Source organism: Luteolibacter sp., assembly GCF_039920825.1.
Classification (GTDB): Bacteria; Verrucomicrobiota; Verrucomicrobiia; order Verrucomicrobiales; family Akkermansiaceae; genus Luteolibacter.
In genome coordinates, this window is sequence record NZ_JBDSCX010000083.1 from 49,848 (window position 1) to 67,520 (window position 17,673).

A 17,673-nucleotide genomic window follows, 5' to 3' on the forward strand; every position below is an offset into this window, starting at 1 on the left:
CTTTTGAGAAGCCTGAAAATCAAGCCTCGCGGGAAAGCCCGAAGCGCCACAGCCAGATAAAAGTCAGTAGAATCGCCGCGAGACCGACGTGAAGCACCTGCACCCACGAATAGATGTGAACCTGCGCCATCACCACCCCGAGAATCATCTGCGAGAGCACGATTCCCAGCACGACCTTCTCTACCCGCCCCGTTCCCCCGACGCGATGCCGCCGGGCCATCAGCCACGCCGAACACGTCAGCCCTAACACCACCCAGGAAAAACTGCGGTGAACCAGATATTTCCACGATCCCTCCAACTCCAGCGCCCAGGTTTCGCGGGCGGCGTTGCCGTGGATTTTCGCCAGATGATCGGTCATTTCACGCACTTGGGATCCCAGAATTCCCTCCGCCACCACGACTAACAAAAGCACCGTCACCAACATCCGCAGCCTTGCCAATGAAGCCCCATTCATCGCGACCCGCCACGGATTGTCCGTGCCCCGCCACGCGCAATAAGCCAGCATCCCCAACAGACTCATCGCCAGCGCCAGATGCAGCGTGATGTCCCCCGAAGCCAGCCCGCTGTAAACCACCCGCGCGCCCATCCAAGCATTCACCAGCACGGTGATCAGCGATGCGAACGCCATCCAGAAAACCAACGGCCGCTTCGATCGCTGCCAAAACCCCGCGATGAACATGGCCACCGAGAAAAAGCCCACCGGCAAGCTCGTCATCCGGTTCAGGAACTCCGTCCAAACATACCGCGGGTTGAATTCCTCGCGCAGGGATTCCCGTGTGATGGTCTTCGGATCCCGCCCCATCCGCTCCGCCTTGCGCTGGAATTTCTCAATCGGAAGTTTGGAAAAATCCACCTGCTCCACCTTCGTCGGCGGGATCAAACACCCCCAGCAAGTCGGCCAATCCGGGCACCCCATCCCCGCCCCCGTCACCCGCACCACCGCTCCCACAAACATCAACACCAGCACCGAAATCAATGCCCCGGTCGCCAGTTTTTGAAAGCGCGTCATCCCCATGCGCGGACCATGTCCACGACACCGGGGATTTCCAGAGAAAATCCATTCCTGTTTATTTCCGAGAGGGGCTCTACGAACAACGCGACCCAACAAAGTCACAAAGCTCCCTCACACGGTAAACAAACCGACCCTGACAGGCATCTGCAAGTTTCTTGCATTTTCACAAGACGGGCGGCAAGTTCCCGCCGTGCGCGGTTCGCCTGTTCTGAGATTCATCCTTCTTGCCATTGCCTTGGCGGCGACGGCGGTGGGGTTGCAACGTGTGACTTCGGCCCGAGTCGTTGCGAATCCGGTCGCCATTCCTGAAAAGCCGGTGGCGGCAGCGATGCACGTTCCTTTTCGTTTGATCCTGTCGGCTCCGGCTGCGGCGGTGGAAATCGATACTGGCAAGGTCATTCGCCCTGCTGCTGAAACACCGATTACCGGAACGTTGGAACTGGAAGCGGCGAATCCCCATGTGGCGTTGGTCGTCCGCTGGAAAAATCCAGCGGCTGCGGGTGAACACCGTTTCGCCAAACTGATTCTGGAAGCGCCGGGTCAGGAAACCGTCACCCATGTCTTCGATGCGGATGGCGACATCGACGACTTTCTGGAACTCCCCTTCCCTGCGAAAAAATGAGCGAAGCCCACCACGATTGCTGCGCCCACCACGGACATCATCATGAACTCGTGATCGAGAACCTGACGGTGAGCTACCGCCGCGTGCTGGCGTTGGAAAACGTCTCGCTCGCAACCTCCTGCGGCAACCGCGTGGCGCTGATAGGACCTAACGGCGCGGGAAAAAGCACGCTGCTCAAGGCGATCGCCGGACTCGTCCCGCGCGACAGCGGCACAATCCGCTGGCGCGGCACCGCCGTGAACAAGTGGTCGCGGGAGTTCGCCTATCTGCCGCAGCGCGAGGAAGTGGACTGGTCGTTTCCGATCACCGTTCGCGGGCTGGTGGAAATGGGCCGTTACCCGCAGACCGGCTGGTGGCGGAAATTTTCCACCGACGATATGGCAGCAGTTGATTCGGCGCTCGAAGCGCTGGCTCTAACCGGCTTGCAGCACCGCCAGATCCGCGAGCTTTCCGGCGGCCAGCAGCAACGGGCCTTCCTCGCCCGCGCGCTGGCGCAGGAGGCCCACGTGCTTTTGCTGGATGAACCATTCACCGGGCTCGATCGCAACGCCTCGCAGCTCCTTGGCGACCTGCTGAACAAGCTATCTCACGAAGGACGACTGGTGATTGCTTCTCATCACGACCTGAACACGGTTCATCTGCTATTTGACGAAGCGCTGGTGCTGGCGACACGCCCGCTCGCCTTCGGCCCCGTCGAAGAAGTTCTCACCCCGGAATTGCTCGGCCGGACTTTCGCCACCGCATGATCATGGATCTCGATCTCCTCACCAATCCGTTCTATCAGCGGGCGCTGGCAACGGCCGGCTTCATCGGATTCGCCAACGGTTTCTTCAGCGGCTTCGTGGTGCTTCGTCGGGACGCCCTTTCGGTTTCCGCGCTTTCACACACGATGCTGCCGGGGATCGCGCTGGCGATTTTCCTAACCGGCGCGCTGAGCCAGTGGAATGCGTTTCTCGGGGCGATGTTTGCCGCGCTGTTAGTCGGACTCGGCTCGGTGGCGGTGGCTCGCGGAAACCGGGTGAGCCAAGGCACCGCATTGGCGGTGCTCTACACGGCAGCTTTCGCCGCGGGGATCGCGCTTTTACCGAAACTCGACACCCGCCAGGAGCTGGAGCATTGGCTGTTCGGAGATATCATCGCCGTGGGCAATGCGGACATCTGGATCGCCTTCGGCATCGGCGCCTTCACATTGTTGATCACGAATCTGCTGATGCGGCCGATTTTGCTGACGCTGTTCGAGCCGAACGTGGCGGCGGCGCAGGGAGTGCCGGTCCGTTTCATCCAATATCTCATTTTCGGGCTGCTGGTGCTGGCTCTGGTCTCGTCGTTGCAAGCAGTGGGCTGCGTGCTTTCCGTCGGCCTGTTAGTCACTCCGGCGGCGACGGTTTCACTGCTCACCGACCGAACCTCGGCGCTGTTCTGGGGCGGCGGATTGATCGGCGGAATCGGGTCGGTGGTGGCTGTTTTGATTTCAGGCAAATTCGGAATCGCGCCCGGACCGGCGATCGTGATCGTGCTCGGACTGTTGTTCGTGGCGGCCTATCTTTTCAGCCCGAAATACGGGCTGCTGGCACCGAAACGGCATTGATCGGCGGGTCTTCAACAGGCACTTGCGCTCCGCCGATCCATCGCCTAGAGATTTGCCCGATGAAACGCAGACTCGCCCTCATTTCCCTCGTCCTGTTTCCAGCCGTCGCCATGTGCGAACCAGCCAAGGAAGCGGAAAAACCCGCAGCAACCGCCACCGCCAAAGCTCCGAAAGTCAGCTTGAAAACCAGCAAGGGCGTGATTGTCCTCGAACTGAATGCGGAAAAGGCCCCGGTCACCGTGGAAAACTTCCTCGGTTATGTGAAAAAGAAACACTTCGACGGCACGGTGTTCCACCGCGTCATCGGCGACTTCATGATCCAGGGCGGCGGATTCGCCGTCGAGGGCAAGGACCTTGTCGAAAAGGATGTGGGCAAGGGCATCGTCAATGAAGGCAAGAACGGCCTCAAGAACTTGCGCGGCACCATCGCGATGGCCCGCACCAGCGACCCTAACAGCGCCACCGCGCAGTTTTTCATCAACGTGAAGGACAACGCGATGCTCGATTACCCGAGCGGCGGCGGTTATGCCGTTTTCGGAAAAGTCATCGAAGGCATGGACGTCGTGGACAAAATCAAGGCTGTTGAAACCGCCACCGCTCCTCTCACCATGAAGCATCCCACCACCGGCGAGAAATTGACCATGCCATCGGAGGATGTGCCCGTGGAAAAAGTCGTGATCCTATCCGCCACCGCCGAGTGACGCGTTCCTAACAACGACCGCATGCAACTCTGGCTCTGCCCGCTGTTCGCCTTCCTGCTCGGATCCATCCCTTTCGGCCTGCTCATTGCCAGGGCGAAAGGGATCAACATCCGCGACCATGGATCGGGCAACATCGGCGCGACCAACGTGCTGCGCGTCGTTGGAAAAAAATACGGCATCACCTGTCTTCTGCTGGACGCGCTCAAGGGATTCATCCCAGTGGTGGTAGCCATCAACCTGGTACAGATCGCAGGCAAAGGGAATGCGCTGCACTTTGCGGCGCTTGATCACTTCGCCCTCGTGCTTCCCGCCGCGGAGCAGTTCAAGGGTCAGCTAATCCATGTTCTAACCGCGCTGGCCGCCGTACTCGGTCACAACTACTCGCCGTGGGTCGGATTCAAAGGCGGCAAGGGCATCGCCACGTCGGCCGGAGTGCTGCTGGCTCTGATGCCCGCAGGCATCGCGTTGTTGATCATCGTCTGGTTGGTCGTTTTTGCGGCCAGCCGCTACGTTTCCCTAGCCAGTATTGTCGCCGCGGCAGCGCTGCCGCTCATCACCCACATCGGCGCGAGATTCCATCATTTGCAAAACGACAAATCGTTGCCGACGCTCTGGGAAGCGGGCACTTGGAACAAACCGCTGTTCGTCTTCAGCCTCGTCATCGCGGTCCTCGCGATTTGGAAACACCGCTCCAACATCGAGCGCCTTCTCGCGGGCACGGAAAACCGCTTCACCCGCAAATCCAAAACGGCCGATGTCTGAATCCAACTTCCGCTCCGCCGCCATCATCGGCTCCGGCTCGTTCGGCATGGCGATGGCCAAATTGCTGGCTCCCAAACTGGAGTCCGTGCGGATCATCGGACGCGACGCGGAAACCGCCGCCTCCATCAACAGCTCCCATCAGAATCCCCACTATCTCAGCAAGGTATCGCTCGACGAAAATGTCCGGGCCAGCACGAATCCGGAAGATGCCCTATTGCATCCCCTCATCATTTTCGCGGTGCCCACATCCGCCACCCGGCAGATGGCGGAAGTTCTCCGCGCCGCGGGATTGCCTGATAGCGCAATTTTAGTTTCCTGCGCCAAGGGAATCGAAAAGAGCACCGGCGACCGCATGAGCGAAGTCCTGCGCGAAGTTTTCCCAGCAAATCCAATCGCAGTTCTATCAGGTCCCAACCATGCAGAGGAAATCGCCGCGGGAATGGCCACTTGCGCAGTCATTGGCTCCGATGACCACGATCTAGCCATCCGCCTTCAGGAGCTTTTCATGTTCCCCAATTTCCGCTCCTACACCAGCGATGACCTGCCCGGCATCGAGTTCGGCGGAGCAGTGAAAAACGTTTATGCGATCGCCGCCGGCATGGCCCACGGGCTCGGACTCGGCGACAATGCCGTCGCTGCGCTGGTCACCCGGGCTCTCGCAGAAATGACCCGTCTCGGTGTCGCCCTCGGTGGCAGGATCGAAACCTTTTCCGGTCTCTCCGGCGTGGGCGACCTCATTGTCACCTGCTTTTCCGAGCACTCGCGGAATCATCGCGTGGGTCTGGCCTTGGGCCGTGGTGAAACTCTGGAACAAGCCGTCGCTGCTCTCGGCATGGTCGCGGAGGGCGTTCCCAATACCCTTTCCATCCACGAAGCGGCACGCCGGGTCGGAGTGCGCACTCCCATCATCGACGCGGTTTACTGCATCCTCTACGAAGGCAAATCCGCGCCGCTCGCGATGAAGGAACTTCTCACCCGCGATCCGCGGCCGGAGCACAGTTAGAGAAGCCGGGCATCACGCCTTCTTGTGATCCGTCAGACGCATCGCCACGAAATACAGGACGCAGACCACCGCCACGGCGGCAATGATCCACAGCGCTTCGTATTTCACCGCGTGGATAAGACTGGTTAGATCGACACCGCTTCCCTTTTTCAAAGCCTCCATCTGGGCGGGTTCCAGTTTGTTGCCTACTTTTTGTCCGAGGACAGCGAGCACCCAGCACCAGATTGCCGAACCGACGATGGTCAGGGCACTGAATTTCAAAAAGCCCATGCGGATGATGCCCGCCGGAATCGAAATCAAATGTCGGATGACCGGCAGCAAGCGCGCGAAGAAAATTCCGCCGCCTTCGTAGCGGTGCATGAACCGCTCGGCCCGCTCGACCTTCGCCGGGGGCATCAGGAAAAATTTCCCGAATCGCATGATCACCGGACGCCCGACGAGCAGCGCGGTCCAATAAGTGATCGCCGCCCCCAACCAAGAGCCGAAGGTTCCCGCCAGAATCACTCCGGGCAAAGTCATGCTGCCACCCTGCGCGGCGAGAATCGCAGCCGGAGGAATCACCAACTCGCTAGGAACCGGGAAAATCGAGCTTTCCATCGCCATCAAAAGCACCACTCCGCCATATCCCCAGTTGTGAACCCAACTGAACCAAGTTTCGATCAATGACTGCATCATGTCGGGCACAGGATGGCCGGATCGCCGCATGTGGCAAGATCAACCCGCCCGCCTTATTCTCCCGCAGCGATGCGGAAAAATTGACGGTTAGCGGATGGAGAGAGCGGCACTGGAACTGCAACGACGCCACCGGTCCCCGCGATGTGGATGGAGATGGTTTCCCATGCGCCTAACAAGGTTTCGGAACGCTCAAGCCGATAAAACTTTCCGGTCACGGTGCCGAATGAAACGACGTAGTCGCTGGCGGAAACCACTCCGGTGGAAACAAGCCGGCTGCTTGAACTGTTAGGATTTGTTCCGGCGATGAACTCCTGAAGATTGGTGAAACCATCGCCATCGTTATCGAGCGCGGCATCCAGCGGATTCGCTGAACTGAGTCCCGGCGTCGCCGATTCGTAGGCATTGGGAAGACCGTCGTTGTCGCTATCGAACGAAGTGACGGTTACGGGTGAAGAATATTCCGAGGTGTCGCCGGTCGCCTGGGAGGTCGCTGTGGCAGATACCGAATGCCCGGCGGAAACAATCGCAGGCAAGGTCACGTTGAACGATGCCGCCCCGCTGCCATTGGTAGTGACCGTGGTCGAGCCGATAAAATTCCGGCTGTCGGGCGATGAGAAGAATTCGATGGTGAACGCGGTGTTCGCCGTGCTGGTTAGACTGCCGGTGACCGTCGTGCCGGTGGCGAGCACCGCGGTATTGAGCACGGGCTTTGCCTGACCGTGATTCGAGCCATCGAACAAGCCGACGGGCTGGCCGCCGTTTCCGAAAATCGAATTGCGCTGGAAGGTTTGTCCGTAGGAAGTGCTGTCGAACAGGGAAATCCCCCGCCCGCTGTTTCCGGTGATGACGTTGGCCGCGCCCGAAACCGTGCCGCCGACGACATTCGACTGCGATTCATCTAACAACCAAATCCCTTCATACTGCTGCGGCGTTGTGACTCCACCCGCAGCGTTGGGTCCCACCCGGTTATTGCGGATGAAATTACCGGTGGTTCCCTGGCCTCCGACATACACTCCAGCCACGGCATTGCCCGAAATCAAATTGCCCGTCCCAGGCCCGTTGCCGAGGTAGTTCCCACTGCATCCGCCGGTGATGTAAACACCCGCAATACCGTTAGGAATCGCACTCATTCCCGAGATATCGGTGCCGATGTAATTCCCGTAGGCAAGATTGCCCGACGTCCCGGTTGATCCGAACGCGAGGCCGACCTTGCCGTTTCCAGACAGGGTATTGCGCTGGCCCGCCATCGCTCCGCCCACTTGATTCCCCGTCGCCCCGAACAGAATGCTGACTCCCGCGAATCCGTTGGGAATCGTGCCACCAGTGGGGGAAATTCCGGCGAGATTTCCGTAAACTTTGTTGCCGGTGGTGCCGCTGTCGGCGATCCGAAGACCCTCCGAAACATTACCTGATAGAATATTTCCAGACACGATGTTGTTAGCGGCACCTCCCAGAATGTTGATGCCATTGAACGTGTTCGAGAGCGCAGCGGTGCCGACGGCATTGGTGCCGACGTAGTTGCCTTTCACCGTATTGGAATCCACGCCACTGCCGGTGATCCAAATCCCGGCGTCCGTGTTTCCTGAAATGACATTGCGGGCCGCGGCGGTATCACCGCCGATGATGTTGTGGTTCGCGCCGTCGATCAGAATGACACCGCCGGCATTGTTAGGATTCGCGGCGGTTCCGGCGATGTTCGTGCCGATGTAATTCCCGAGAACCGAGTTGCCCGTGGTCGTTGAACCGGAAATCCAGATGCCGTATTGGGTGTTTCCCGAGATCACGTTGCGTTCGTTCGTGCCGGTGCCTCCCACGAAGTTTCCATGAGCCCCGTCGGAGATCATGATTCCCTGAAATGCATTGGGAGCCGCGGCGTTGCCTATGGAATCGACACCGACGCTGCACCCTGCGATGCGGTTGCCGGTGGCATCGGGATAACGCATCACCATGCCGGACCATGGGAACTGTTGTACACCGAGCCCTTTCACGGTACAGTTCGACTCCAGAAACAAGAATGCCGGAATCTGCCCGACTTCGGTTAGGAGTTCCGATCCGTTCACAAATACCACCGGTTTCCCCACATAGCCCGGCTGGGTGGTGGCATCAATCGTAAGACCATTCGTGGCGAGCGGCGGCAGATGGCCTGTCGGCTTGATCGTGAAAACACCACCGACATAGCCCGGATCGCTGGTGGGAATATTGAACGTGACGGTCGATCCGGGATGGTCCTGAGCGTAATAAATCGCAGCCCGCAGGCTGCCGACACCACCGTCCGCCGTGGTGGTGACGACGGAAGACAACGGCACTAACGGTGCTCCATAAAGCGACGCGAGGTGCGCTCGATCTTCCGGACTGAGCGCGGCGTTGCTGAGGCGGGGCTGGTATTTTTCGTAACCCGGCTTGGGTTGGATCGTGTCGAGCCAAGGCGCGGTGGTGTAAACATTCCGGCCGTAGTGCATCACGGATTCGAAATCATAACTCCCGAACGACACGCTGCCGGGAAGGATATCGAAGGCGCTGTTATTTCCCGACGTCACATTTCCGTAAAGCACCGTGATGTAGGTATCGCGGTTCGGCCGCTGGTGTTCGTGTTCCAGCCCGAAGGAATGGCCCATTTCGTGACAAATCTGCCCACGGGTCAGCAAGTTGATTTCAACGGTTTGCGGCTGGCTGCCGGAGACGAGATTGGGGCCGGTGGGCGAATATTTGAAAAACACATACTGGGTTTCCGCCGTCCTCGGGATGAAATGAACGTTGGCGGCGAGTTCCCATTCGCGGAGTCCATCGAGATAGGTTTGCCGCTGGTCAATGGACAAGGATCCATCGATCACATACGGCACCACACCGCCCGGCCACGGCACGTTTCCCGGAGAAACAGAGGCTTGGTGAAGGCCCGCTTCGACAGTCGTGACGGAGCCCGCAAAAACAGCGAGCCACAGGGGGAGATTGGCATTCATAAAATACAACTTCCCCGGCAAGGTGGCACCCGCTTCGGGGATTTCCAGACTGAACTTGCATCTTCTCCCGCCACCATGACACTTCCGCCATTGCTCATGCGGTTTTTACTTCTACCCCTACTCGTCCTCTCGCTCGCGCGCGCGGACAACGCCGAACTTGAGACCTGGCTCAAGAGACAGTCGTCCATCACTTCGCTGGATGCGACATTCACCCAGGAACGCATGCTTCCGGCTTTGAAAAATCCCACCACCACGGAAGGCCGGCTTTGCTTCGTGAAACCCGACAAAGTCCGCTGGCAGCTCGGCAATCCATTTGAAACCCTGGCCGTCTCGGACGGAACGACTCTAACACTCATTGAATCGGGACCGAAGACCGCCCGCAGAACCGGGGTCAATTCACCTCAAGCCGCCAGATTTTCGCTTTTGTCCGGCAAGGCATTCGAGTCACCGGAAAAATTCTACGAAGCGTTTGAAGTCATCGAAACCCGGGTTACATCGGGGATCCATCAATACACCATCAAGGCCAAGGACCGCCGCGTCCGGTCGCAGATTCCATGGGTCTTTCTCGATATCGACCCCGCGAAAAACGAACTGCGCGCTCTTGAAATGGAACTGCAGGACAAATCCCGTTTGAGAACGGTCTTCCACAATCCGCAGTTCAACGTCAAACTCGACGACTCCCTATTCAAGCCGGATCTAACCGGATATGATGTGAAGTAACCCGATGGGTCAACGGAGCAAGGCGCTCGCCGTCCAGAGCATCGGCGATTGACCGTGAAGGTCCCCTGCCGTGCGCGGCCGATTCAGATAGAACTCTTCGGAAAACCCCTTGTCGGTGCCGATACAGACTTCCTTGAGATTCGCGTTTTCATCCAGGTTGGCAACTAAAGCCAGCCATGCCTTGCGGGCGGCGGGACCGTAGCTCTCCTCGTCGAGCCAACCGCTTTTTACGCCGGTGACCATGGAAAAGGCGAACATCGCGGAGCCCGAAGTTTCCGTCCATGACTCCGGCTTATCGACAAGCTGGCGCCACATGCCGTTCTCCGCCTGATTGGCCAACAACCCGGCCATCATCTTGCGATAGCCGGCTAGGATCCCCGCACGAAGCGGATGCGACTCCGGCAACGAGCGCAGCAGTTCCGCCGATCCCGCGGCCATCCAGCCGTTGCCACGGCCCCAGAAAAAATGAGCGTTCGTTCCGTGATAGAATAGACCGTTAGGCTCCTGCATCTTCGCAAAATAAGCGGTCATCGTCAGTGCGGCGCGGTCGAGATACTTGATGTCGCCGGTGGCGCGGAAGGCCTGCGTCTGAACCAGCGGGATCATGTACATGTCGTCGATCCAATAGCGGGCCTCTTCGGTGATGCCATCCGGCGTGGTCTTCTCCCACTGGGCATCGGCGAGGCTGAGGCCGAGATCCTTGCAGCGCGGATCCTTGGTCTGGATGAAAATTTCAAGCGGCACCGCTCCGAAAACCCGGAAATCCACGTGGCCCTTGCGGCTGATCCGCTGCGCGTCGGGCTCTGATAGAAAGCGGTCGAACCGCTTCACCAATCTTTCCTGTAAATCCTTGTCGTCAGTCAGCTTTGCTACGGTCAGTGCCCCATACCATGAGATGATTTCAGGATAAATCACGCCGATGGATGCCTTCTCGGGCATGGTTTCGAAACGGAATTTCCGCGGAATCAGGTTCTCGGCGATCCGCTTGCCGACGACGGCGGGAGAAGCGCCGTCCGGCCAGTCGGAAAAGTATTTGGAATGGGATTCGTCCGCGATTGCCCGGCCGACAAAAACCAGCGAGGCAGCCAGCATCAATAAGCTGTTAGCAAAAAGGAATCTCATGAATGGATGAATTCGGGATTTCCCGGGCTCAGTGCGCCGATGTGATCCTGACCTCGACGGGCGAAGCCAAGCCTTGGGCGAATTCGCTCACGTGCTTTTTCCAGGCCTCGGCATCCGTGAAACGACCGGCCTTGTCCCAACAGAAGCCAGCCCACCAGGTCGCGACGTTCCCCGCATCCCCCTTTTCCAAGACGATCTGGTTCAACGGGTCCTGAACGGGATTCAGAAAATCCTGCGGGCGGGTGATGATCGCAAGACCTTGGTTGCCCGCGCCTTTTTCCATCTTTTCCCACTTCACCAGCCAGCCGTGCGCGGCGTCCACTTCGACTTTTTCGCCAGCGGCCTTCTTGAGTCCGACGGCGGTGACCAAGGTGTCCGGCGTGGAAAGATGATAGTGGCTTTCGAAGCGATCAAACTGCTGTCCGGCATCCAGCGAGATTCGCTTGGTCTCGCCGACATTCAGTTTACCGGCGGCGAACGGTGCGTATTCGAGTTCGAACAGAACACGAATCGGTCCGTTGGCGAGCACGTTGGAGTTGATGAAATTTTTCGACACCCACAGCTTGTCCTCCACCCACAAGCCACTGCCTCCGCATCCACGGCTCGGGCCTGCGGAGTAAAAATCCGCACCTTCGCCGTGATCGGCATGGTAGTCGTCGGCCAGATACCAATCGTTGATGACCATCCGCGGCGTGCGTTTGGACCAGATGTCGATGGTGCTGCTGGTGAGCGGTTCGCCCTGCCAGGTTTCAAGCGCCTTACCATACGTGCGGTGGGCGATGAGATCATTTTCCCAGGCGAAATCATCAAAGCGCTCCCTGACAAAGCGACCGAAGGCCTTGTATTGGTCCTTCTGATAGACCTGTTTTCCGCCGACGGTCGCCGTAAAGGTTTTGGTTTCCCCGGCGGCGAAATCCGATTGGAAAATGACAGCATCGAATTTCCGTAGAGCATCGCCGTCGTTATCAATCGCCTGACAGATCAACTCCTTGCCCGACGAATCCGTGACGTGGATCAGGTTGAGATCCTTCGCATTCAACGGGGCCAGATCTTTCGCCGACAGTTCGATGGTCTGGCTGGTGCGGGCCAAAGGCAGCTTGTTCGCCGCGGTGATTTCGACGGGAGCGGCGTGAAGCCGGGGGAACGTCGCGAGGGCGACAAAGGCGGTGGTTTTAAGAAATGAATTCATGGATTTTGGTTGTACAGGACCGCGAAAACCAGCGCGTGAATGTGTGATGCTGGAAATCGACGGTCAACAGCCCATACGGAGTATTCCAGCCGGATTTCACGCCAACTAGATGTGCTGGTATTCTTTCCGGCCCACCTGCCGACGGAACGCACAAGGGCACTTTATCCCATTTCATCCACAGCGCGGAGAGTCTCCACGCTCAGCGAGAGCCAACGGCCCACCGTATCCACAGGAGAAACCGCCTTTCGAGACGGGAAGAAGCCCGATCAACCGTCAGGCTCCCAGTTATGTCCGGCGGATTTCCAACAGCTCAGGGAGCGGCGGCAGCGGCGTCCTCTTTTTCTGCCCTCGGAAGAACATCGTCGAACGCCCGTAGCTGCACGTTGCCCGATGCCACGTCCGGATAGAGGATCAGAACGCCCCGCCTCAGACCGGGTTCCGACCAAATACTCGCTGCCATCTGCAACCATGTATTGTCTTTGAAGGCGAAAGTCCGCATTCCGATCGAGTGATCGGGCCGGAAGGGAGGTTTTTCGATCAACACGGTCTGGGATGGATTGAAATCATAATTCTTGTCCTCAAGGATCATGCGAACTTTCAGCGGGCTGAGATTGGTGACATGGTAGGAACCGGGCGGAAAAGCACGCTTGGAATCGTTGATCACCAGAATCCGGCAGAGCGCCTTACTGTCCTTCGAAGGCGGGATCGCCAGAAGGATGGCGGACTTGACCCCTTCCGGCAACGTGACTTCCGCGACAAGTTCACCCTCGCGCGTCATCGACTCGCGGTCGGCCTTCTTTGTAAACACGATCTTCCTGCCCATCAGTTGGAATACGTTGAACTCGTGATTCAGCCCGCCCTTAATTGCTGATTTCACCGAGGCGGTGGCCGGAGGGGCCGCCGGATCCTGCGCGAATATCTCATCCATCTCCAAGTCGGGGCTGAACGCGAGCAAGCGGATTTCCGTACGCGTCCCGGGAGGAGCTTGGGAAAATACGGGCAATGCGGACGACCAAAGCAGGACGGCGGCTAGCAAATGTTTGGAAATCATGTCGCGTCAGTAAGAAGGGAATTCGTTGGGAAGCAAGCCTCAGAGTTCGTTTTCGTTGAGCCAACGGAACGAGACGATGTTAAAACGGCGGCCAAATTTGATATTAGCTGTCGAGGTCAGGGACGCCACCAAGGTGTCTGGGGTCTCGGTAGGATCGACGAACTCCGGCACCCGTTGGACGACGGTTTCACACCAGGCCCGGGCGATCACAGTAGTGCCATTGGGGGCGGTGGCTTCTCCATAACTGCGGATCTTGAACGTGTCCCCGCGCACCGTGACGATCGGTGCGAGAGCGGCCATCAGGTCTCCCTGGGTCAACATGGTTGGCGCGCCTTCGGCACTTTCCCCGTCCATGACAGAGGTGGTCTGCACTCCGAGTTTCCGTTTGGGAGTAATCAAGGAGGCGGAAACCTTTTTAGAATCCTTCCCGATGGCAACATCGTTGATGCTCTTGTTGTTTTTCATCCTGGCATTGTCGATGGCAGACTGGAGGAGGCCTGCCGTCTCATGGACGGATGATTTCGGACGACGGTTGACAAATTCAGCAAGTGAGAAAGGAGGTGCGCCGTCAACCACTCCACGGTTCTTGATTTCCACGATGATCTGTTTGGCCAGTTCCCTGATATCGTCGTCAGTGAGGGCGTTGTAGCCCGCCCATTGCAGTCCGGAACTCAGTCCTCCCCCCCCGGCACCGGCCATTGGCTTGCTGGTCCGGACGAACGGAGTCTTGTCGTCGTTGGCATAACCAATGTTAGACAAGGTGGTCGGGTAGGGTTTGGTAGTGCCAGACGCAGTAACCTTTACGTTAAGTCCGTTGATATTGCGGTCTCGCAGCGACATCAACACGGCACACCATGCGTCCAGCGAGGTCGAGTTGACATTGAAAGGAGCTTTGACGCCGACATATTTCGCAAGTTGGCGTGAACGCTCAAGATCGGTGAGCGCCAGGACCTTGTCCGCCTGTTTCTTGGAGTCACCAGGAGTGATCGGCACAAGGCGGCTATTGAGGGCTGGTTCAGATCCATCAAACACGCCTGTCACCACTTCTTTGGCGGTTCGTGCTTTGGTCATGACCTTGCCACTTCCACCTTCGTAGGCGGTCAAGCTTGAGAAATAATAGGAATCCCAGAGCGCATCATTGAGGAGATAGGAATGGTCCATCATGACATTGGTCAGATTTTGCGCCACCTTGGAGGATGGAATGAGCGGATGAGCCCGCGAGTTTCCAAAAGGATGCACCACCCGCGGAAGCTGCGAGCCGCTGGCCATGTTCGTGTGGATCAGGTCGCCCAACGACGCTGCGGGAGCGACCGGCACATGCAGCATCGGCACGAAAGATGACCCATCGGTCGAACTGCCGCTGGCACCAAAATAGCCACGATAGGTGGTCGGATCCACCGCGATTCCCCGCGGAAAGCTATCGAGGCTGGTCAAACGGATCAGGCGGAGATCATAAGGCTGATTACTGAGCCCGACTCGGGACGTGTCTTGTTCCGCGCCTTCCACCACCGGGTTGTTGTAAAGCCACGGCTTGCTGTCCGTGAGGTCATCCTTGGTGGTGCGTGCCGTCATCTCCAGCATGGCGACCGCCTTTTTGCCACCTTTGGTGAAATTATCGTCATTTTTCTGCATCAGCTCCGCGATTGTATAGTTGAGCGATTTGATGATCGGCTTGGACGGATCCTCGCTCATGTCCGCCGAGGGGTCCCCGGTGAAAGTAAAACCGTAACTGCGCAAGGTATCGCCCTTCACACCGTTATTCGAGTCGTCGGGGGTCGGAGTTCCAACGTTATTTCCAGCTAGGATATCCACTTGGAATTGCTTGGGCGCGGAGGCGGATGCGACCATCGGCTTGACCTCCAAGGTAACCTCATCGGTCATCCGCATCGTCACGAACCCATCATTGAGGCCCGATTCGACCGCATATTTGGAAAGTTCATAACGAGGATTGTTCATCGCCAAATGGTCCTCCTGCAATCCCGCTCGGAAACTCCATCCGGGTACGGTTTCCACGCCATACAATCCAAGCGAACCCGACTGGTTTTTCGTTCTGTTATCCTCGTTTCCGAAATTAAGGTTCTTGGCATAATCGAAAAACACATTCGGTCCATTGGAGGTTTCCCAACCCCAACTCCAACCCGCCTGCACCCGGGGCGAAAAGACCTTCACCTCACCTGGTTTCAGCCTTAAGGAGGCACCTGATGCCTCGGGGGTGCCGTCAGTGAGGATTAAAGTAAAGCATTTGCGGGAGGTGGGAGTTGTCTGATTATCAATCTGCATTTGAGCCAAGCTGGTGAATCCACCTGAACCTGGAATGACACCGGCTGAGTTTGGATCCCGGAATGGAGAAGGAGGCTTGCCGCCGGGCGCTTTGTCGATTTTGGTCAACCGGAAGCCCACCGGTGGATCCCAGATGCGGATGCGGGTTTTCACCAGACTCAAGGTCACGTCGTAAGGATTGTACAACGTAATCACCGGATCATAAACCAAGTGGGGAACGGCGCTGTTGCCTGCTCCCAATCTGGCATCCCACTCAGCCAACCGGTTTCCATACGTGGGCCTGTGGCTCACGAGGGAAAATACCAACTGGAATTTGGCAATCACGGGAAGCAAACGCTCTGTATCCGGCGAGGGGCTGAGTCCAAGAGGATCGCCGGGGTTGATTCCTTGTGAGTTGAGCCTGAGATCTTTCGCCAAGGCGGAAGTCAGGCTGTAAGTCACTTCACCACCCGATGCGGATGCCATGTTCTTATATTTCCGATAGTGTTCGCGGAGGTAGCTCCATCGGGGTGCCCCTGAGGAAACGTTAAAAGACGAGGGGTAGGGAGAGATCGCGGTGGGCGCGACGAAGGATCCCGCTGGAAGGTTCGCCGGTTCGAACAACGACGTCAGGTCGGTCTTCAAACCGCCGGTGGCCGTGTTCGTGAGTAGCCCGACTGAGCCGGTGGTGAAATCATGGAAACGCTTGCGGAATTCGGATTGGTTCTCAGAACCTGCGGGCAGAACCGCAGTTTCGAGAGAAATCAGGTTTTTCGGCGTCTTCAGCGACGACAATTTCGAGTCGAGTACGTCCGCGCGCACTCGATTGGGAACGGTGCGGGATGCGATTTCAATTCCTTGGGACAGCGCGGTCGCAGGATCGCCCAAATCGATCGCGGCCTTGGTGCTTTCGTCGAACACCGCGTATCCAAACTTGCCTGGATTTCGCGTACCTCCCACCTTGACCTTGGCAGCGACTACCGTAGTATCAACGCCTTCACTGTCTTTTACCGGATTGGTCAAGCTGCCCACCAACGCGACCGCTTTGTCTTCGGTAGGAGCGGCTTTCGAGCCGAAATTAAAATCCCTGGCATCCTCAGGTGTGGGAGAGGATACCAACCAACGGCTGAAACGGGCCTGTTTGCTGGAGAAAGAGGGCGAGCCGCTTGTTGTCGGAGTCCAGTGCCAATAATCCGAAGTATCCGTAGATTCCCAAGCTCCGACAATGTGCGGGCGCGGGGTCGTGGAAAAGACGGAAGAAGCCGGCGCGGAGACACTCTTATCCGGACCCAATGAAGTTTGCAGATCTCCCAAGGCTAACATCATTGCGAGCCGGGCGTTGCTTCGAGCAACGCTCGCTGCCGAAGTCTGTCCAACGGATCTCAACGAAATGCTGGAAAGTGTCAGCAACCCCACAGCGATCACGGTGAGTAGAATCATCAAACTAAGGGTGACAATCAGAGCGAATCCGGATTGCCGGGTTCTTTTTGGGTTAGTCTTCATGGGAAAATGGGGTTTCTTCAATGACTTCGAAGAAATACTAAATGATCACAATGTGATTACAATCGAAATTTATTCCATCCCTGAAATATTTTTTCAGGGAGATCAGGCGTGTGAAATTCTCCCTATCGATGCCATCGCAACCCCGGACGCATCCAGAGCTGAGAACCCTACCCCTCCATTCCGGTGGCCACAAATAGAATTGGCCGTACCCCCCCGATTGTGGGGTAATTGGAGACGGCGGAAAATCGTAGGAAAATGCTTCAAAATCGTTAAAAAAGCGAGAGCGGATGTTAGAAATTCCGAACTGGCGAAGGGTTTGTTGGAAGCGGTTCACAGGCGCAATCCAAGGTTTCAAGTCACCCACGAGGGCTGAATCAATCTACCCCAATTGAGGGGGGCTTCGCTTGTAAGATTGCGGGTTTGTTGTGTAAGATCCCGCCAGACAGGGCCAAAGACTTCCCCTAAAAACGGACCGCGCGGACTCCAACGTCACCCGGCGCTCAGCGGTT

The 17,673-nt window shown here is 57.7% G+C and carries 14 protein-coding genes; 7 read left to right on the top strand and 7 right to left on the bottom strand.

The window, feature by feature from the left end; translation table 11 throughout:
• Positions 1 to 19: 19 nt before the first annotated feature.
• Positions 20 to 1,009, bottom strand: a complete 990-nt coding sequence (locus ABIQ96_RS23760; protein ID WP_348217146.1) for a COX15/CtaA family protein — start codon at positions 1,007 to 1,009, stop codon at positions 20 to 22.
• Positions 1,010 to 1,202: 193 nt separating this feature from the next.
• Between ABIQ96_RS23760 and ABIQ96_RS23765 the strand changes: the two genes are divergently transcribed.
• The 6 genes from ABIQ96_RS23765 (at position 1,203) to ABIQ96_RS23790 (ending at position 5,688) form a co-directional block, all read left to right on the top strand.
• Positions 1,203 to 1,634, top strand: a complete 432-nt coding sequence (locus ABIQ96_RS23765) for a hypothetical protein (RefSeq protein WP_348217147.1) — start codon at positions 1,203 to 1,205, stop codon at positions 1,632 to 1,634.
• Positions 1,631 to 2,380 carry a metal ABC transporter ATP-binding protein gene (locus ABIQ96_RS23770; RefSeq protein WP_348217148.1) on the top strand — a complete coding sequence of 250 codons (750 nt, stop codon included), beginning with the start codon at positions 1,631 to 1,633 and terminating at the stop codon, positions 2,378 to 2,380. Before ABIQ96_RS23765 ends, ABIQ96_RS23770 begins: the two co-directional genes overlap by 4 nt.
• A gap of 2 nt (positions 2,381 to 2,382) precedes the next feature.
• A complete protein-coding gene (locus ABIQ96_RS23775; protein WP_348217149.1) occupies positions 2,383 to 3,222 on the top strand; it encodes a metal ABC transporter permease in 840 nt (279 codons plus the stop codon).
• A 110-nt stretch (positions 3,223 to 3,332) separates the two neighbouring features.
• Positions 3,333 to 3,923, top strand: a complete 591-nt coding sequence (locus tag ABIQ96_RS23780) for a peptidylprolyl isomerase (protein ID WP_348217192.1) — start codon at positions 3,333 to 3,335, stop codon at positions 3,921 to 3,923.
• A gap of 21 nt (positions 3,924 to 3,944) precedes the next feature.
• Positions 3,945 to 4,685, top strand: a complete 741-nt coding sequence (plsY, locus tag ABIQ96_RS23785) for a glycerol-3-phosphate 1-O-acyltransferase PlsY (RefSeq protein ID WP_348217150.1) — start codon at positions 3,945 to 3,947, stop codon at positions 4,683 to 4,685.
• A complete protein-coding gene (locus tag ABIQ96_RS23790) occupies positions 4,678 to 5,688 on the top strand; it encodes an NAD(P)H-dependent glycerol-3-phosphate dehydrogenase (RefSeq protein ID WP_348217151.1) in 1,011 nt (336 codons plus the stop codon). Before plsY ends, ABIQ96_RS23790 begins: the two co-directional genes overlap by 8 nt.
• Positions 5,689 to 5,700: 12 nt before the next feature.
• Here ABIQ96_RS23790 and ABIQ96_RS23795 read toward each other — a convergent pair whose 3' ends face one another.
• Together ABIQ96_RS23795 and ABIQ96_RS23800 are read right to left on the bottom strand one after the other, a co-directional pair.
• Complete coding sequence (locus ABIQ96_RS23795) at positions 5,701 to 6,363, bottom strand: DedA family protein (RefSeq protein ID WP_348217152.1); 663 nt, start codon at positions 6,361 to 6,363, stop codon at positions 5,701 to 5,703.
• Between the two features lie 53 nt (positions 6,364 to 6,416).
• On the bottom strand, positions 6,417 to 9,320 hold the full coding sequence (locus ABIQ96_RS23800; protein ID WP_348217153.1) for a M12 family metallopeptidase: 2,904 nt from the start codon (positions 9,318 to 9,320) through the stop codon (positions 6,417 to 6,419).
• A gap of 75 nt (positions 9,321 to 9,395) precedes the next feature.
• Between ABIQ96_RS23800 and ABIQ96_RS23805 the strand changes: the two genes are divergently transcribed.
• Positions 9,396 to 10,040 (top strand): outer membrane lipoprotein carrier protein LolA, encoded by a 645-nt coding sequence (locus ABIQ96_RS23805; protein ID WP_348217154.1) that lies wholly within the window; start codon positions 9,396 to 9,398, stop codon positions 10,038 to 10,040.
• 9 nt (positions 10,041 to 10,049) lie between these two features.
• Here the strand turns inward: ABIQ96_RS23805 and ABIQ96_RS23810 are convergent, their stop codons facing one another.
• From ABIQ96_RS23810 to ABIQ96_RS23825, 4 genes are all read right to left on the bottom strand, one after another.
• Entirely contained in the window at positions 10,050 to 11,162 is a 1,113-nt protein-coding gene (locus ABIQ96_RS23810; protein ID WP_348217155.1) for a glycoside hydrolase family 88 protein, read from the bottom strand.
• A 28-nt stretch (positions 11,163 to 11,190) separates the two neighbouring features.
• Positions 11,191 to 12,351 carry a DUF4861 family protein gene (locus ABIQ96_RS23815; RefSeq protein WP_348217156.1) on the bottom strand — a complete coding sequence of 387 codons (1,161 nt, stop codon included), beginning with the start codon at positions 12,349 to 12,351 and terminating at the stop codon, positions 11,191 to 11,193.
• 310 nt (positions 12,352 to 12,661) lie between these two features.
• Complete coding sequence (locus ABIQ96_RS23820) at positions 12,662 to 13,402, bottom strand: hypothetical protein (protein WP_348217157.1); 741 nt, start codon at positions 13,400 to 13,402, stop codon at positions 12,662 to 12,664.
• Positions 13,403 to 13,441: 39 nt separating this feature from the next.
• Positions 13,442 to 17,164 carry a hypothetical protein gene (locus ABIQ96_RS23825; protein WP_348217158.1) on the bottom strand — a complete coding sequence of 1,241 codons (3,723 nt, stop codon included), beginning with the start codon at positions 17,162 to 17,164 and terminating at the stop codon, positions 13,442 to 13,444.
• Positions 17,165 to 17,673: the final 509 nt, after the last annotated feature.

Excerpts from the sequence above, each read along its gene's own strand:
- ABIQ96_RS23770 (WP_348217148.1), top strand. The coding sequence starts at position 1,631 with ATGAGCGAAGCCCACCACGATTGCTGCGCCCACCACGGACATCATCAT.
- ABIQ96_RS23795 (WP_348217152.1), bottom strand. The coding sequence starts at position 6,363 with ATGATGCAGTCATTGATCGAAACTTGGTTCAGTTGGGTTCACAACTGG.
- ABIQ96_RS23815 (WP_348217156.1), bottom strand. The coding sequence starts at position 12,351 with ATGAATTCATTTCTTAAAACCACCGCCTTTGTCGCCCTCGCGACGTTC.
- ABIQ96_RS23805 (WP_348217154.1), top strand. The coding sequence starts at position 9,396 with ATGACACTTCCGCCATTGCTCATGCGGTTTTTACTTCTACCCCTACTC.
- ABIQ96_RS23800 (WP_348217153.1), bottom strand. The coding sequence starts at position 9,320 with ATGAATGCCAATCTCCCCCTGTGGCTCGCTGTTTTTGCGGGCTCCGTC.
- ABIQ96_RS23760 (WP_348217146.1), bottom strand. The coding sequence starts at position 1,009 with ATGACGCGCTTTCAAAAACTGGCGACCGGGGCATTGATTTCGGTGCTG.
- ABIQ96_RS23825 (WP_348217158.1), bottom strand. The coding sequence starts at position 17,164 with ATGAAGACTAACCCAAAAAGAACCCGGCAATCCGGATTCGCTCTGATT.
- plsY (WP_348217150.1), top strand. The coding sequence starts at position 3,945 with ATGCAACTCTGGCTCTGCCCGCTGTTCGCCTTCCTGCTCGGATCCATC.
- ABIQ96_RS23780 (WP_348217192.1), top strand. The coding sequence starts at position 3,333 with ATGTGCGAACCAGCCAAGGAAGCGGAAAAACCCGCAGCAACCGCCACC.
- ABIQ96_RS23775 (WP_348217149.1), top strand. The coding sequence starts at position 2,383 with ATGGATCTCGATCTCCTCACCAATCCGTTCTATCAGCGGGCGCTGGCA.
- ABIQ96_RS23790 (WP_348217151.1), top strand. The coding sequence starts at position 4,678 with ATGTCTGAATCCAACTTCCGCTCCGCCGCCATCATCGGCTCCGGCTCG.
- ABIQ96_RS23820 (WP_348217157.1), bottom strand. The coding sequence starts at position 13,402 with ATGATTTCCAAACATTTGCTAGCCGCCGTCCTGCTTTGGTCGTCCGCA.
- ABIQ96_RS23810 (WP_348217155.1), bottom strand. The coding sequence starts at position 11,162 with ATGAGATTCCTTTTTGCTAACAGCTTATTGATGCTGGCTGCCTCGCTG.